At 72.8% G+C, this 16,220-nt stretch carries 14 protein-coding genes; 9 read left to right on the plus strand and 5 right to left on the minus strand.

Annotated features, from left to right (window positions below; all coding sequences use genetic code 11):
- The first annotated feature begins 600 nt into the window (after positions 1-600).
- Entirely contained in the window at positions 601-1,050 is a 450-nt protein-coding gene (locus BX285_RS03110; protein WP_179852783.1) for a hypothetical protein, read from the plus strand.
- A gap of 62 nt (positions 1,051-1,112) precedes the next feature.
- Here BX285_RS03110 and BX285_RS03115 read toward each other — a convergent pair whose 3' ends face one another.
- Positions 1,113-2,552 carry a BTAD domain-containing putative transcriptional regulator gene (locus BX285_RS03115; RefSeq protein WP_183106991.1) on the minus strand — a complete coding sequence of 480 codons (1,440 nt, stop codon included), beginning with the start codon at positions 2,550-2,552 and terminating at the stop codon, positions 1,113-1,115.
- 140 nt (positions 2,553-2,692) lie between these two features.
- Between BX285_RS03115 and BX285_RS03120 the strand changes: the two genes are divergently transcribed.
- The 6 genes from BX285_RS03120 to BX285_RS36770 all read left to right on the plus strand — a co-directional run bounded on the left by BX285_RS03120 (position 2,693) and on the right by BX285_RS36770 (position 10,063).
- Positions 2,693-5,656, plus strand: coding sequence for a BTAD domain-containing putative transcriptional regulator (locus tag BX285_RS03120; protein WP_121174411.1), 2,964 nt, complete (start codon positions 2,693-2,695; stop codon positions 5,654-5,656).
- A gap of 157 nt (positions 5,657-5,813) precedes the next feature.
- Positions 5,814-6,713: a CAP domain-containing protein gene (locus tag BX285_RS03125; RefSeq protein WP_121174412.1), complete on the plus strand. Its 900-nt coding sequence runs from the start codon at positions 5,814-5,816 to the stop codon at positions 6,711-6,713.
- A 70-nt stretch (positions 6,714-6,783) separates the two neighbouring features.
- Positions 6,784-7,653 carry a peptidoglycan-binding protein gene (locus BX285_RS03130; RefSeq protein WP_121174413.1) on the plus strand — a complete coding sequence of 290 codons (870 nt, stop codon included), beginning with the start codon at positions 6,784-6,786 and terminating at the stop codon, positions 7,651-7,653.
- Between the two features lie 66 nt (positions 7,654-7,719).
- A complete protein-coding gene (locus tag BX285_RS03135; protein ID WP_097236563.1) occupies positions 7,720-8,301 on the plus strand; it encodes an RICIN domain-containing protein in 582 nt (193 codons plus the stop codon).
- 67 nt (positions 8,302-8,368) lie between these two features.
- Positions 8,369-9,172, plus strand: coding sequence for a GNAT family N-acetyltransferase (locus BX285_RS03140; RefSeq protein WP_121174414.1), 804 nt, complete (start codon positions 8,369-8,371; stop codon positions 9,170-9,172).
- Between the two features lie 186 nt (positions 9,173-9,358).
- Entirely contained in the window at positions 9,359-10,063 is a 705-nt protein-coding gene (locus BX285_RS36770; protein ID WP_097236565.1) for a hypothetical protein, read from the plus strand.
- Between the two features lie 106 nt (positions 10,064-10,169).
- Here BX285_RS36770 and BX285_RS39100 read toward each other — a convergent pair whose 3' ends face one another.
- Positions 10,170-10,817, minus strand: coding sequence for a TetR/AcrR family transcriptional regulator (locus tag BX285_RS39100; protein ID WP_310794175.1), 648 nt, complete (start codon positions 10,815-10,817; stop codon positions 10,170-10,172).
- Positions 10,818-11,353: 536 nt separating this feature from the next.
- On the opposite strand from BX285_RS39100, the gene BX285_RS03160 reads away from it, so the two are divergent.
- Together BX285_RS03160 and BX285_RS03165 are read left to right on the plus strand one after the other, a co-directional pair.
- On the plus strand, positions 11,354-11,704 hold the full coding sequence (locus BX285_RS03160) for a DUF6542 domain-containing protein (protein WP_121174416.1): 351 nt from the start codon (positions 11,354-11,356) through the stop codon (positions 11,702-11,704).
- Positions 11,697-13,406 (plus strand): LCP family protein, encoded by a 1,710-nt coding sequence (locus tag BX285_RS03165; protein WP_121174417.1) that lies wholly within the window; start codon positions 11,697-11,699, stop codon positions 13,404-13,406. The genes BX285_RS03160 and BX285_RS03165 overlap by 8 nt, the downstream gene beginning before the upstream one ends.
- Before the next feature lie 85 nt (positions 13,407-13,491).
- On the opposite strand, the gene BX285_RS03170 is transcribed toward BX285_RS03165, so the two are convergent.
- From BX285_RS03170 to BX285_RS03180, 3 genes are read right to left on the minus strand one after another with little or no spacing between them, the layout of a single operon-like run.
- The gene (locus BX285_RS03170; RefSeq protein ID WP_121174418.1) at positions 13,492-13,974 is read right to left on the minus strand and encodes a hypothetical protein; all 483 of its coding nucleotides are present in this window, start codon (positions 13,972-13,974) and stop codon (positions 13,492-13,494) included.
- Positions 13,975-13,987: 13 nt separating this feature from the next.
- Entirely contained in the window at positions 13,988-14,614 is a 627-nt protein-coding gene (locus BX285_RS03175; protein ID WP_121174419.1) for a hypothetical protein, read from the minus strand.
- Positions 14,611-16,203 (minus strand): DUF2515 family protein, encoded by a 1,593-nt coding sequence (locus tag BX285_RS03180; RefSeq protein WP_121174420.1) that lies wholly within the window; start codon positions 16,201-16,203, stop codon positions 14,611-14,613. Before BX285_RS03180 ends, BX285_RS03175 begins: the two co-directional genes overlap by 4 nt.
- Positions 16,204-16,220: the final 17 nt, after the last annotated feature.

Consider the following 16,220-nt stretch of genomic DNA (forward strand, 5'->3'; position numbering starts at 1 on the left):
AACCTGAGGCCGGGGATGTCAACATATCTGGCGTTGACTTTTGGCACGCTGTTGAGTTCTCAAGGAACGGACGCTTCCTTCGGACCGCCTTCCAGCGGACCCTCCGGGCTTCGTTCTTTCGTGTTCCCAGCTTATCAGATGATTTCCGCTCCGTTTTCGGGGCTTCGTTCATCCAACTCGCTGGTGCCTTCCGGGGTTTGACGCCCCGTCCGACGTTTCAAACTCTAGCCGATCCCCGCTTCGAAAAGCGAATCCAGCCGCAATCCGATAAAACGCAGACACGACCCAGCTCTAGCCGGGAAGTGGTGTTTCAAGGGATTGGCCGCTCCGGGACCGTCCGCGCCGATGCGTGTCCGGTGCTCCCTGTCGAGCGACTAGAGAACACTACTCCCACTTCGCCTCCACGCCAAACGCCCCTGTCGGCCTCACCGCCAGGCCTCACCGCCAGACCTCGCCCGGCCTCGCCCCTCAACGCGGCGTTTATCGTCTGTCTACCGACGCCAGCCATGATCGTTCCCACGGCGCCCCGGACACCTCGTGGGCGTCAACGCACGAGAGAGGCGACACGGGGACATGAAGACGACGAAGACGCTGCGACGCATGGCGGTCGGAACGGCGGCCGGCGTGCTGGCACTGGTCGGGACGATGGTGTCGGCGGGGACCGCGCAGGCCGACTACTCGGCCGGATCGACGCTGAACGAGCCCGGGATCCTCTACCAGGGCGGCTACCTCAGCTACAACGACACCAAGCTGATCCTCCAGGGCGACGGCAACCTCGTCATTTACAAGGGCTACTCGTACCCGACGGCGGTGTGGGCCGCCCCCGGCACCTGGGGCTGCGGCCAGAAGGCGATCATGCAGGGCGACGGCAACTTCGTCGTCTACGGCGCCAACAACCGCGTCTGCTGGGCCAGCAACAGCTTCAAGTCCAGCTCCACCGAGCGGGCCTCCGTGTCGCTCTCCGACCACGGCGGAGTCGACATCGTCTTCGAGGACACCCGTTTCGAGAGCTTCGGCCGGTTCACGATCCGCAGCTCGGACCCGTACTAAAGAACCCGTACTGAAGAACCCGTACGGAAGAGCCCGTACCGACAGACTCCGCGCCCCGCCCCTCACCCCCGTTCGGTGAACCACCTGACCAGGTCCGCCACCGACCACCAGGGCCGGGCCGCGAGCCGGGTCGCCGCCGTCCGCAGCAGCACGGGCAGGTAGCCGCACAGGCCCGCCAGCTCGGCCGCCGCGGCCGGCTCCCGGCTGATCCGTTCGACGCCCACGATCCGCGCCAGCAGCTCGTGGGCGTCGTGCGGTTCCAGCGGTCCGACCGCCAGCCGGACCGCGTCGACGGGCAGCACCCCGGGGTCCGCCCCGGTCACCACGGCCGCGCAGCCCGCGGCCAGGGGCAGCAGCGGGGTCGGGTCGGCCACCCCGTCCAGCACCACCAGGACGCGCCGCCCGGCCAGCGCCGCCCGGTAGTGGGCGCTCAGCTCGTCGGCCGGGGCACCGTCGGCGGGTCGCTCGCCCAGGGCCCGCAGGAAGGCCGCCAGCGCGGCGCCCGGCTCCCCGCCCTTTGTGTACAGCTGGCCGTCCGGGAAGCCGTCCTGGACGGCGTGGGCGACGTGCACCGCCAACGCCGAAGTGCCGCTGCCCGCCGGGCCCGACAGCCCCACCACCGGCGAACCCACCGCCGGCGCACCTCCGGCCGTCCGCAGCACCCGTTCCGCCTGCCGGGCCAGCGCGGCCCGGCCGACCAGGTCGGGGATGTCCGGCGGGAGCTGGCCGGGCCTGGGCAGCCGCCGCAGCGGCACCGGCGGCTGTCCCCGCCGGATCCGATCGGCCAGCTCGACCACCGCGGCCGCCGGCTCCAGCCCCAGTTCGCGGTCCAGCCGCTCCCGCAGCTCCTCGTACACCGCCAGTGCCTCGGCCGTCCGGCCGCACCGGTGCAGCGCCAGCAGACGCAGCCGGTGCACCTCCTCGTCCTGCGGGTGCGAGGCGGCCAGGGCGGCCAGCGGCTCCACCGCGTCGGTGTGCCGGCCGAGCACCACGTCCAGGTCGAGCAGCGCCTTCACCGCCGCGAACCGGCCGGCCGCCAGCCGCTCCCGCGCCCGTTCGGCGAACGCGCCCGGCACGCCGTCCAGCGCGCGGTCGCCCTCCCACGCCCCGAGCGCGGCCACCAGCAACTCCCGAGCCCGGACCGGATCCTGGTGACGCAGCGCGACGGCCTCGGCCACCGCGGCCTCGTAACGGAACAGGTCCACCGACTCGCGCGGCACCGCCAACCGGTACCCGCCGGCCGCCGCCACGAGCAGCCCGGGGGCGCCCAGCGCCCGCCGCAAACGGTGCGCATGGGTGCCGATCTGGCCGACCGGATCCTTCGGCCAACGCGTATCGTCCTCGCCCCACAAGCCCTCGACCAGCCGCTCCGTCGGCACCAGCTGCCCCGGAGAAAGCAGCAGCGCGGCCAGCACGGCCCGCTGCTGCGGCCGGCCGAGTTCTACCTCACGGTCGTCGCACCGGGCGCGCAACGGCCCCAGCACGCGGAATTCGAGCCGCACAGCCCCCCTCTCGAAACCCCCGTTCCGGTGCACAATCAGTGACAGAGCATAGGCCGCCGGCGCACGGGGGCGCCGCTGTCCGGACGGAAGTGGCGGGGAAGTGGCGGGATACCGGCGCAGAACGACTTTCGGGACGGGACATGGGTGACATGGGGGGAGCCGGGCTTCGGTTCGGACTGCTGGGGCCGCTGCGGGCCTGGTACGGGGAGCAGGAGCTGGAGTTGGGCAGGCCGCAGCAGCGGGCCGTGCTCGCCGTCCTGCTGCAGGCCACCGGACGGACGGTGGCCGTCCCGGTCCTGGTCGAGGGCGTGTGGGGCGGGGCCGAGCCCGCCGACCCGCGCAAGGCCGTCCAGCTGGCCGTCTCCCGGCTGCGCAGTGCGTTCCGGCCGTACACCGGCGGCGACCCGGACCGGATGCCGCTGGTGCGGGTCGGCGACGGCTACGCGTTCCGGGCGCCGCACGCCGAGGTGGACGCCGCCGCCTGGGAGGAGCTGCTGGCCGAGGCCGCGCGGCTGCGCGAGGCGGACGCACCGCCCCGGGACGTCCGGGAGGTGCTGCGCAGCGCCCAGCGGCTCTGGGTCGGCGAACCGCTCGCCGGCTTGCCCGGGCCGCACGCCGAGGCCGTCCGGGCCCGCCTCGCCGAGCAGCGGATCTCGGCCAAGGAGACCGAGCTGGAGCTGGACGCCGAACTCGGCGACCGCACCGACCTGACCGCGGAGGCCGAAGCACTCGCCCTGGAACACCCCGGGCGGCCCCGGCTCACCAGCGTCCTGATGCGCGCCCTCTACCAGGCGGGCCGCAAGGCCGAAGCGCTCGCCGTGTACGAGGACGCCCGGCCGTCGCTGCCGCCGGACGACCGCGGCCCGGCCGAACTCCAGCTGCGCATCCTGCGCGAGGACGCCTCGCTGCTGCCCACCGCCACCCCCGCCGCCCCGGCCGAGGCCGGCACCGACACCTGGCAGGCCCCCGACCAACTCCCCTCCGGCCTGCCCGACTTCACCGGCCGCACCGAGGAGGTCGAAACCCTCCTGGACCGCCTCGCCGCGGCCGGCGGGCGCGCCGTCGTGGTCTCCGCGGTGGACGGCATGGGCGGCGTCGGCAAGACCACCCTCGCCGTGCACGTCGCCCGGCACGTCCGCGAACGCTTCCCCGACGGGCAACTCTTCGCCGACCTGCGCGGCGCCGACCACACCCCGCCCGACCCAGGCACCGTCCTCGTCGGCTTCCTGCGCGCCCTCGGCGTCGACCCCACCGAGATCCCGACCGACACCGGCGAACGCAGCGCCCTCTACCGCTCGGCGCTCGCCGGCCGGCGCGTCCTCGTCGTCCTCGACAACGCCGCCACACCCGGCCACGTCGAACCGCTGCTGCCCGGCTCGGCCGGCTGCGCCGTCCTCATCACCAGCCGCCACCGGCTGGCCGGCCTCGCCGGCGCCCACCAGCTGCGCCTGGACACCCTGCCGACCGAGCAGGCGCTGGAACTGCTCACCCGCATCGTCGGCGCCGAACGCGTCGCCGCCGAAGCCGACGCCGCCGAGGAGGTCGTCCGGGCCTGCGGGCTGCTGCCGCTCGCCGTCCGCATCGCCGCCTCCCGGCTCGCCGCCGACCCCGCGCTCACCCTCGCCGCGCTCGCCGAAGGGCTGCGCCACGAACACCGGCTGGCCGAACTCAGCGACGGCGAAAGGACGGTGGAAGCCACCTTCGCGCTCTCCTACCGCCGCCTCGACCCCGAACTCGCCCGGGCCTTCCGCCTGCTGTCGCTGCCCGATGCCCCCGACCTGCCGCTGCCCTGCGCCGCCGCCCTGCTCGGGCGCACCGAGGACGAGGCCGACGAACTGCTCGAAACCCTCGTCGACCTCAACCTGCTGCACTCCCCCCGGTTCGGCCGCTACGGCTTCCACGACCTCGTCCGCGCCTACGCCCGCGGCCGGCTCGCCGCCGAGGACGACGCCGCCGAACGCACCGCCGCCACCGACCGGCTGCTCGACTTCTGCCTCGCCACCGCCCGCAACGCCGACCTCGCCGCCCGCAAGGCCGAACCGGCCGAACTCTGCCTGCTCGGCGCCACCGTGGCCTCCCCCGGCCGGGCCATCGCCGACGGCGCGGAAGCCGTGCGCTGGATGCGCGACCAGGCCGAGGTGCACGCCGCCGCCATCGCGCTCGGCTGCGACGACCCGGCGCTGCCGCTCGACCGCGCCGCCGAACTCGCCGACCGGATGGGCGCCGTGCTCCCGGAACGCACCCAGACCGGCGTCATCGTCGACCTCGCCGAACGCATCGGCCGGGAGGCCGCCGCCCGCGGCGAGCACGGGCCGCTCGCCCTCGCCCACTACCTGCGCGGCAGCATGCTCTGGCACATCAACCGCTACGCCGAGTCCGAGGAGGAGATCCGCCGGGCCGTCGCCCTGTCGGACGGGGAGGACGCGGACGAGTCGGGCACCCAGGGGTCGGAGGGCCGGCCACGAGCCGAACGCGTCCTCGCCAAGGCCCTGATCACCCTCGGCAGCAACGCCCGCACCCACAGCCGCTACGCCGAGGCCGCCGAACACGCCGGCCGCGCCGCCGCCCTCTTCCACCGCCTCGGCGCCCAGCGCGCCGAGGGCAGCGCGCTCGGCGAGTTCGCCTTCAGCGCCGCCCAGACCGGCCGGGTCGACGAGGCCCGGGAGGCCGCCGAGCGCAGCGCCCGCCTGATGAGCGCCTCGGGGCCGGTCTCGGCCGCGATCGGCCGCTACTACCTGGCCCGGGTGCTGCGGCTGTGCGGCGACCCGGAGGCGGCGCTCGACCACGCGGTCGGCGCTCGCGAGGAGTTCGTCGCCCTCCAGGTCACCGTCTTCGCCGCCGCGTCCGGTGACCTCGCCGCCCGCATCCACGCCGAGGCCGGCCGCTGGCTGCTCGCCGTCGACGCCGCCGAAGCCGTCCTCCCGCTCGCCCGCCGAACCAGCGCCGCCCTGGAGGCCGGCCTGCTGCGCACCCTCGGCACGGCGCTCGACGGCCTCGGCCGGCCGCGCCAGGCCCGGGCCTGTCTGGCGGACGCCCTGGAGCTGTACGAGCGGCTGGGGATCGCCGAGGAATCGGCGCAGGTCAGGGGGTTGCTGAACCGGTAGGCAGGGTCTCCCCGGACCGGTAGACGGCACGTCAACGGGCCGACTCGCTACGCGCGTTGACCGGCCGTCTACCGCATTGAAGGAACGTCTTCCTCGTCAGGCCCCGGGTCGCCATGTGTCCCCGGCCCGGGGCACCTTCAGACGAGAGGCGCACCCCATGCCCACGCTCCCGCAGCACGGCCAGACCTGGACCCTCAAGTCCGCCAACGGAACGGTCGCCGACGTCCGCTCCAGCCAGACCGCCGTCGGCACCGCCATCCAGTCCTGGGGCTCCAACGGCACCACCGCCCAGGGCTGGACCTTCTGGGCCAAGGAGAACGGCAGCTTCCTTCTGGAGACCCAGCTGACCACCGGCAAGCACCCCGGCGGCCAGGCCATGGTCATGGACTACAACTACTCGATCGGCCAGGCCTGGCTGTTCAACGAGCACAACCAGCCCAACCAGCACTGGTGCTTCGAGCCCGTCGACAACGACTGGATCCGCATCCGCACCACCCGCGGCGACGAGGGCACCCTCTTCCTCACCGCCTCCGCCCCCGGCTCCCCGCTCACCCTCACCCGGCAGGACGACGGCAACCCGGCGCAGCGCTGGCAGCTCGTCCCGGCCGGCGGCATCAGCGGCGGCGGCCAGCAGCAGCAGCCCCAGCCGCAGCCGCAGCCGCAGCCCGGCGGCGCTGACTTCCGCACCGAGATGCTGAACGCCGTCAACGCCGAGCGCGGCCGCGTCGGCGCCCCGGCGCTGCGCCTGGACGACCGCCTCAGCGCGGCCGCCCAGCGCCACGCCAACGACATGGCCTCGCACGACCTGACCCAGCACGACGGCACCGACGGCAGCTCCCCCTGGGACCGCATCCGTGACGCCGGCTTCGTCTCCCGCGCCTCCGCCGAGAACGTCACCCCGGGCAACAGCGTCGCCGAGGCCATGCAGATGTGGATGAACAGCCCGCACCACCGGGACAACATCCTGGGCACCGCCTACAACGCCATCGGCATCGGCTACGCGCCGCGCCAGCGCGGCAACTGGGGCCGCTACGTGCAGACCTTCGGCCAGGGCTGAGCCCCCGCCCGGCGCCTTTCGGCGCCATTCGGCACCCTTCCAGCCTTCCAGCAGCAAGGAGTCCACACCCATGTCCTCGAACGCGGCGGACCTGATCAACGTCGCCCGTGACCAGGTCGGTTACCACGAGGGTCGCGAAGGCGGGCACTGGAACAACATCCAGAAGTTCTCACCCGCCGTCCCCGGCCTGGAGTGGTCCCAGGGCGAGGCCTGGTGCGCCACCTTCGTCGCCTGGTGCGCCCAGGAGTCCGGCAACGCCGGCCGCTTCCCGGTGACCGCCTCCTGCGCGGAGGGCGTCGCCTGGTTCAAGGAGCGCGACCGCTTCACCGAGTACCCGGTGATCGGCGGCCAGGTCTTCTTCGGCCCGGGCGGCGGCAGCCACACCGGCATCTGCGTGGCCTACACCGCCTCCACCATCACCACCGTCGAGGCGAACACCAACGACGGCGGCAGCTCCGAGGGCGACGGCGTCTACATGAAGACCCGTGAGCGCCGCTCGGACTGGGTCTACGGCTACGGCATCCCGGAGTTCTCCGAGGGCGTCGTCCTCGCCGACCCGGAGTGGAAGGACCGGGCCGGGGCGCTCTACTTCGGGCAGGAGGCCTCCCCGACCGACAGCCCCAGCGACGGCGCGGCCGGCGGCAGCGCTCCGGCGGCCGACGGCGGCAGTGGCGGCGGCGACGCCGGTGACGGCTACGAGCCCTTCCCCGGCGCCGAGTTCTTCCACGACGGCCAGAACAGCGACGTGATCACCCGGATGGGAGAGCGGCTGGTCGCCGAAGGCTGCTCCGCCTACGCCGAGGGCCCCGGCCCCGAGTGGTCCGACGCCGACTGCGAGTCCTTCCGCAACTGGCAGCACAAGCTCGGGGACTCCGGCTCGGACGCCGACGGCATTCCCGGCCCCAAGCAGTGGGCCGCGCTCCAGGTCCCGCGCGGCTGACGCCGACCCCCGTCCCGCGCGGCTGACGCGGGACCGTCCACCCACCCCACCAGAAGGAGAACCACGATGAGAACCGCGCAGAACACCACCACCCGTACCCGCAGGCTCCTCGCCTCGCTGGGCGCCGTCGCGGCCGTCGCGGGGGCGGCCGTCGTCGGTGCACCGGCGGCGCAGGCGGCACAGGCCGCCGCGTGCGACCTGGCGCCCGGGCTGCAGACGCCCCAGAAGGTCTACAACGGCTCCGCCGGTGTGCTGGACCTGCCGAGCAACAACGAGGCCAACGGCCAGCGGATCGGCGTCTACACGGCGAACGACCAGTCCACCGCCCAGACCTGGTCGTTCTGGGCCTACTGTGACGGCACCACGGCCATCTCGCACGGCGGCAACGGCAAGGTCGTCGACCTCGACACCCGCTCCGGCGCCGTCCAGCTGTGGGACACCCCCGGCGGCTGGGACGGTCTCAACCGCCCGGCCGGGGACTGGATGCAGGCCAACCAGAAGTGGCGGCTGACCGACGAGGACCGCGGCTGGTACCTGATCCGCAACGCGGCCACCGGGCAGTGCCTCACCTCCGCCGGGGTCGCCCAGTACACCACGACGGCCGGCTGCAACACCGCCGACCCGGCCCAGCGCTGGCTGCTGGGCTGAGCCACCATCGGGCCCGTCCGCTCGTCGGCGCCGACGAGCGGACGGGCCGCTCCGTATCCTCGACCGGGTGCCCCTCATCAGCCTGCACGACCGCGCCGCACTCGCCGCCCGGTTCCGCACCGATCCGGCGCTGCACCTCTTCGAGCTCGGCGACCTGGACGACACCCACTGGCCCAACACCGCGTGGTACACCGCCTCCGCCGACCACGGTCCGGTCGCCCTGCTCTACAGCGGCGGCGACACCCCCGTCCTGCTCGCCTTCGCCCGGCCCGCCGACGTACCGCCGCTGGAGGCCCTGCTCGGCGACCTGCGGCCGTTCCTGCCGCGCCGCTTCACCGCCGGACTGCCGGACGGCGCCGAACGGGCCCTCGCACCGGACTACGCGGTCGAACGCCGCACCCCGCTGCTCCGGATGCTCCTCCCGGACCGGGCCGCAGCCGACCTTGTGCGCGACGTCCCGTACGAGGCACAGCCGTTGACGACGGCCGACCTCGCCGACCTGCGGACCCTGCTGGCCGCGGCCTACCCCGAGGCCTGGTTCGACCCGCGGATGCTGTCCGGCGGCGGCTACGTCGGCGTCCGCGAGAACGGCCGGCTGCTGGCGGCCGCCGGGGTGCACGTCCACTCCCCCGCCCAGCGGGTCGCCGTCCTCGGCAACGTGGCCACCCACCCCGAGGCCCGCGGCCGCGGCCTCGCCCGGGCCTGCGTCACCGCCCTGTGCCACCGGCTCGCCGCCGACACCGACCACCTGGGCCTCAACGTCCGCACCGACAACGCCCCGGCGATCCGGCTCTACCGGCGACTCGGTTTCACCACCGTCGCCACCTACAACGAGTTGGTACTGAGCGCCCGCGCGTCCGGAACGGCGTAGGGCCGGCCGGGCCCAGGGGGCCTGTCCGGGATCACGGCTCGATATCCCTTGTCACGGACCCGCGCGGAACTCGTCACGGTGGAGTCAAGACGGCGCCAAAGCGATGGCACCCGACCTCCGGACTGCGCTATGAACATCCTTCGGTAGGACCGCCGGACGGTGGTCCGCGAACACGGGGGACGTCTCATGAAGCTCATCCGCACCCATCGCCATGCCCTGGCGCTGGCCTCGCTGGCCGCGGTCGGCACGCTCACCCTGACCGCCTGCAACGACGACGCCTCGTCCTCGGACACCGCGACGACCCCGTCGACCGCGCCGTCCGCGCCCGCCACCGGCGCCGCGTCGCCGAGCAGCGGCGCCATCACCCCGGCCGCCCCGACCTCCGCCCCGGCGGGCGGCGCGGCCTCCGGCTCGGCCGCCGCACCCGCGCCGGCCGGCCCCACCGCGGCGCCCGGCACCACGGTCAAGGTCGGCGACGCCGTGACCATCCCGTTCAGCTCGGGCAGCACCAAGGGCACCATCGCGCTCTCGGTCACCTCGATCGAGAAGGGCGACCCGGCCGACCTCGCCTCGCTCAACCTGGGCGACAAGGCCAAGGGCCTGGTGCCGTACTACATCCACTACAAGGTCACCAACGCCGGCAGCACCGACCTGTCCTTCACCAGCGTCGACCACATGAAGGGCCTGCTGGCGGACGGCACCGAGGCGCAGGACCTGCTGATCATCGGCTCCTTCCCCAAGTGCAAGAGCGACTCGCTGCCCAAGGGCTTCACCAACGGCCAGTCGGCCACCTCCTGCGCGGTGGCGATGTCCCCGGAGGCGTCGAAGGTCGCGGGCGCCGAGTACTGGGGCGACCCGTACACCCTCGGCAAGGGCGTCAACTGGAAGTGACCCGGCCGGGCCCCGGGCGGGGGCGGCGCGCTGCCGTTCCCGCCCGGGGCCCGGCCGGCCTTCCCGGCTTTCCCGGCCGTCGGGCCCGTCCAGCCGCTCCCTGCCGTCAGGCCCGGGCCTGCGCCGGGGCGCCGTAGATCCGCAGGAAGGCGTCGACGCCGACCGCCGCGATCCGCTCCACCTCCTCGTCCGCCACCGGGACGGCGCCCCAGAAGGAGCGCTCGGCAATGCCGTGGAAGGTCAGCAGCGTGTACTGCTCGGCGGCCAGCGCCGGGTCCTCGACCACCAGCAGCCCCCGGCCGGCCAGTGCCTCGAAGTGCGCCGCGAGGTCGCGCAGCGAGGCGATCGGACCGGCCTCCAGCCACGCCTCCAGGACGTCCGCCGGAATGTTGGCCACCTCGGCGCGGATCGCCCGGCCGAGCGCGCCGTGCTCCCCGGCGGACAGCACCGCGCGGGCCCGCTCGACGGCGAGGTCGGTCAGGTCCCGGCGCAGGTCCACCACCCGGTCGAGGTACTTCGCCATCAACGCCCGGACGGTCTCGGTCAGTTCCGCCGAGTTCTGCAGGGCCACCGACAGGAAGAGGGTCTCCTTGTCGGCGAAGTGGTTGTAGACCGTGCGCTTGGACACCCCGGCCTCGGCCGCGATCGCGTCCATGCTGGCCCGTACGTAGCCCTCGCGCCCGAACACCGTCATCGCGGCCTGCGTGATCGCGTTGCGCTTCTCCGGCCGCCCCGTTCCGCCCGTCGCCGCCACGGCCCACTCCTCATCCGCCGGCCCACCGGCCGACTCTCAGAAACTACCCGGTGTAGTTTATCCTGGCCCCACTACGAACGGACTTGCGACCGGACGCACGTGATCTATGCTGCCTACGATCTCTACACCGGTGTAGAGGCAAAACGGAAGCGCCGGCCCCGATTCACGGGCCGCCCGGGCCACCACGGGAACCAGCCGAGCGGCACCGGCGTCCAGAACTGGCAGCGCCACGACCGAACTTACGGACGGGCAACCGGCGCGGGCGCCACCGTGGCGCCCGGGAACACGGGAACACCGGGGGTGAGTGCGTGGCGGGGCAACGAGGACGGTCACCCGACCGTGGACGACAGTCCGACCAGCGGCAGCAGCCGGACCACGGACGGCAGCCCGACCAGCGGCGGCAGCCCGACCAGCGGAGGCAGCCCGACCAGGGCTCACGGCGACGGGCCGCAGCGAACCGACCGGCGGCCCGCTCGGCAGCCCGCCCGACGACCCGCCCGAAACGCCCCTTCTCCGGCGGGCCCGCCCTCCCGGCGTTGGCCGCCGTCGGCCTGCCGGTCGTGGGCGCGGCGATCAGCGAACTCTCCGGCCCGGGCATGGGCCTGGCGTTCACGGTGGGCGCGGTGCTCGGCACCGGCCTGGCCGCCGCGCTGAGTACCCGCAACGGCTGGTGGTGGGTGCTCGCCGCCTCCCCGCTGGTCGTCCTGGGCGTGACGGCCGCCGCCGAGCTGCTGGCCAACCGCGAGCTGTACCAGGGCAAGGGCCTGGCCACCGGCGGCGCGAAATGGGTGGTGCACGGCTTTCCCGTGATGGCGGAGGCCGCGGTGGCGGCCCTCCTGGTGATCGTGGTCCGGGTCGTCCGGGACCGGAGGAGGCACCGTGGCTGACAACGCCGAGCACACCCCCGGCCAGAACCCCGGCCCCGGCCAGGGCCCCGGCCCCCAGGGCACGCCGCCCGACGGCCGCGCCGCCCGCCGCACTCCCGCGCCCCCGGCCCGCACCCGGTCCCCGCTGCTGGTCGCGGGCCGGGTGGTGGCCTGCACGGCCGGGTTCGCGGTGTTCGCGGCGAGCGGCGTGGTCTGGTACGAGTACAAGCAGCTCACCGACGGGATGACCACCTCCAACGTCATCGCCCAGACGAAGAAGGACGCCCCCAAGCACCTCGACAACTCGGTGAACCTGCTGCTGATCGGCCTGGACAGCCGCAAGAACATGGACGGCTCGGACCTGCCGCCGCAGTTCATCCAGGACCAGCTGCACGCCGGCTACAGCTCCGACGTCGGCGGCTACAACACCAACTCCCTGATCCTGCTGCACATACCGGCGGGCGGCGGCAAGGTGCAGGCGGTGTCCGTCCCGCGCGACGACTACGTCATGACCTACAACGCCGACGGCTCCCAGATGGGCATGGGCAAGATCAAGGAGGCCTACGGCAACGCCAAGGACAAGGCCGACGCCGGCCTGCGGGCCAAGGGCCTCAAGGGCGCGGACCTGGAGAAGGCCGGACGCGACATCGGCCGCGCGGCCACCATCCGCACCGTGCAGAAGTTCCTGGACCAGCCCATCGACCACATCGCCGAGGTCAACCTGATGGGCTTCTACGACATCGCCAAGGCGGTCGAGCCGATCCAGGTCTGCCTCACCCACGACACCAAGGACCCGGCCATGGAGGGCCAGGGCTCGGGAGCCGACTTCAAGAAGGGCATCAACACCCTCAACGCCTCCCAGGCCCTCTCCTTCGTCCGCCAGCGCCACAACCTCGACGGCCCCGACGGCAACTCCGGCGACTTCGCCCGCACCCACCGCCAGCAGGCGTTCATCTCCGCCGTGGTGCACAACCTGAAGCAGAAGGGCATCGTCGGCGACCTCGGCAAGATGCAGGAACTGATGAGCGTCATACAGAAGGACCTCGTCATCGACAACGAGTGGAACATCCTCGACTTCGCCCAGCAGGCCCCGGCGCTGACCGGCGGCAACGTCGAGTTCAACACCCTGACCTTCGACGGCTTCGCCACCCGCAACGGCCAGGACGTCAACCTGGTCACCCCGGCGAAGATCCAGAAGGTGGTCAAGCAGCTGTTCGGCTACGCCGACGCCGCCGCCCCCTCCGCCCCGGCCGACGACACGACCGACGCCGCCACCCCGCCGCCCGCACCCGCCACGCCCACCCCGACATCGACGTCGACGCCGACCGCCGCCAAGGCCGTCACCGTGGACGTCTTCAACGCCTCCTCGGCCGCCGGGGTCACCTCCACCGCCGAAGCCAAGGCGCTGACCGGCCTGGGCTTCAAGGAGGGTCGGACCGGCTCCGCGGCCACCAGGCCCAAGACCACCACCGTCACCTACGGCAAGGGCGCCAAGGAGGCCGCCGACCAGATCGCCGCCCGCTACGGCGTCACCGCCACCGAGTCCGCCTCCACCCCGGCCGACCACGTCGTCGTCACCCTCGGCACCACCTTCACCGGCGTGGCCGGCGACAAGCCCACCACCCCCACCGGCCCGGCCTCCGCCGACCCCGCCGCCAACCTCCCCATGCAGGGCCCCGGCGTCGACGCCCAGTCCGACGGCGGCATTCCCTGCGTCTACTGACCCACCCCGTGCCGCGCCCGCTGCCCCGCCGACCCCGGCGGGGCGGCGCTCGGGACCACCCGAACGCTCAGGACCGCCCGAACGCTCAGGACCACTCGAAGTAGAGCGCCGGCCGCACCGGCCGCGGGCCTCCCGGCGCGAAGAGGAACACCAGGTTCACCGTCGGCCCGAACGGCTCCTCCAGCCGCGGACCGCGGATGCTCAACCCGAACTCGTTGATCCGCCGCCCCGCCGCCAGCCCCGCCCGGACCTCGCGGTACCAGGCCGCCAGCGGCTCGGCCGGCAGCTCCCAGTACGCAGCCAGCTCTCCCGACAACCGGTAGGCGTCCTCCACCGTGGCGGCCGGGAAGATGGCGCTGACCAGGTCGATCGCCTCCCCCTCGGCCGCGACCGACAGCTCCACCCGCCCGGTGAACCAGCGCCCGCCCGGCAACGCGATCGTCGCGGCGACTGCAGGGAAGCGCCAGTGCCGGCGGACACCCTCCGGCCAGCCGACATCGCTGCGGGCGTGGCTGCTGCGGAGGTTCCAGGTGACGGCCGTCGGCTGGACGGGCTGCTCGTACGACAACGGGGCCTCCGGATCAGGGGGCGGTCGGGGTGGCGGACGCGGTGGCCTGGTCCTGCAGGGTGAGCCTGAGGTTGTCGCCCCAGGCGATGTTGACCTTCAGAGTCACAGGCTGTCCGCTGTTGACGGTCGCGTACTTGAGGCCGACCCCGAAGAGCGGTCCGGCCGGGGTCAGCAAAGGAAAGTCCGAGCCGCCGTCCTGCCCGTCGAGATGCTGCCGGTTGCCCTTCGCCAGGTCATCGAGGACGGTCTGCCGGAAGTCGACGATTCCGTCGGACTTCAGACCGAACTGCCGGGTGAGTTCCATGGCTTTCCGATACGCCTCGTCGAGCGACATCTCGGGGTACCAACAGATGAGTTCGTCGATGTTCTCGGCGTCATCGTGGGTGGCCGCCACGACGAGGCTCATCTTGTCTGCGTGGAATCGCTGACCACCGGGCAGGTCGATGTCCAGGGGGCCCAGGTCCTCGAAGTCGTGACCACTGTGCGGATTCAGCTTGACCCCGAGATCGGCGCCCCGGTGCGAGTTCCGGAGGTCCCAGTGGACGGCACGCGTCCTCCCGCCCACCAGGTAGCACCCGGCCGCCACCAGAACCAGGCTGAGCAGAGCCCCGAGGATCCGGATCCGCCAGGACCGCGTCACGGCACGACCTCGTACTCGTCGGCCCGATCGAGCAGTGGAGTGTCGATGAGCGCCTTCGCCTGCACCGGATTCGCCAGGAGCTGCTGGTACTTGGGCAGCATGTCCTTGCGGATCCAGTCCATCCGGTCGTTCGTGTCGGTCACGTAGCGGTCGTCCCACCAGGTGGACCACTCACCGCCGTAGTAGCCGTTGAAGGACTTGCCGCCCGGGATCGGTGACTCGGTCATGGCCGACAACACCTGGGCGAACGTGTCCCCGACCGGGCCGTGGTACTTCTCCACCTCCCGGTAGGAGCCCGGCAGCACCTTGGTCTGCTCCCGCTCCAGCAGAGCGGCATTGCCGGCTGCCACCCGCTTCGGGTCGCCCGAGTCGATGTCCCGCCAGGCATCTGTCAGTTCCTTCGGGTAATTGTCCGGGTTCTGCTTCTGCAACGCCTCGATTCCGGCGATGCCGTACTGCTGGTACGCGGCGTGCATGGCACCGACATCATCGAAGATGTCCTTCTGCATGTGCAGGAACTTGTTCTGGAACCACTGCACCTCGTCCGTGCTGAGGCTGCTCAGCAGCCCGCCGGGGATGGGTACGGCCAACCCGGCGATGTCCGCACCCTTGATCACCTCGTTGAGGTCGTGGAGCCCCCCGTACACCGGTGCGCCGGCCAGCTTGGCCATTCCGGCCCACTGGAAGTCCCGGTTCTCGTCCCACAGCTTCTGGTACCAGGCGTAGACCTTCTGCACGGTCTCGTCGTTGAAGTCCAGGCCCTTCTCCGGGTCCCACTTCGACGGGTCGATCCCGGCCTTCTTCAGGGCGAGTTGCTTGTAGTAGTCCTGCAGTTTCGGCACGCCGGGCAGACCCTGGACCTTCCACGGCGCCGCGTCCAGGAACTGGTTCCGCTGGTCCGGGGTCAGGGCTCCCCACCAGGCCGCCCGGGCGGCCGGGTCGGTGGGGATGGTGTCGCCTTCGACCGTCCCGGCGAGCCGGGTGGCCTCGCCGAGGTCCTTGGCGGCGAGTTGGAGCGCGCCCGCCAGGCCCGTACGCCCGGATCCGTCGAGGAGTTTGGACTCCTCGGCCAGCTTGCCGAGTTCGGCCGCGCACGTGGCGTCGGCCTGGGTGGCGGCCTGGACGGCGGCGGCGATGTCGGCGGTGAGGGTCGCGGCGTAGGCGGCCTCGGCTCGGTAGGAGTCCGCGGCCTCCTGGCGCAGGGCCGCGTTCTTGGGCAGTTGGTCGACCGGCGTCGGCGTCGCGGTGACCGTGCCGTTCGCGTCGACCGTGAGACCGTGCCTGCTCGCCTCCGTCAGCGCGTACTGCAGCTCCTGTTGGGCGGTGGTCACCGCCAGGACGAAGCCGGCCAACACCTGCTCGACCGCCTGGAGTTCCAGTGCGGCGACCTGCAGCTGCAGTTCCTGCTGACCGAAGGAGTGCCGGGCGCCGGTCGCGGCGGGGCCGGTCCAGGTGCCGAGCGGTTTCAGCACCGACTCCTCGATGTGCTGCCGCGCTTGGTCGAGCGCTTTGGCGACGGCCTGCCAGTCCTTGCCGGCCTCCGTCACCGACTCCAGTTTCACGTCGCGCAGGCGCGCGAAGTCCACCACGGGAGCCCCCTTCCCCT

The sequence above is a fragment of the Streptomyces sp. 1114.5 genome (assembly GCF_003635085.1).
Classification (GTDB): domain Bacteria; phylum Actinomycetota; class Actinomycetes; order Streptomycetales; family Streptomycetaceae; genus Kitasatospora.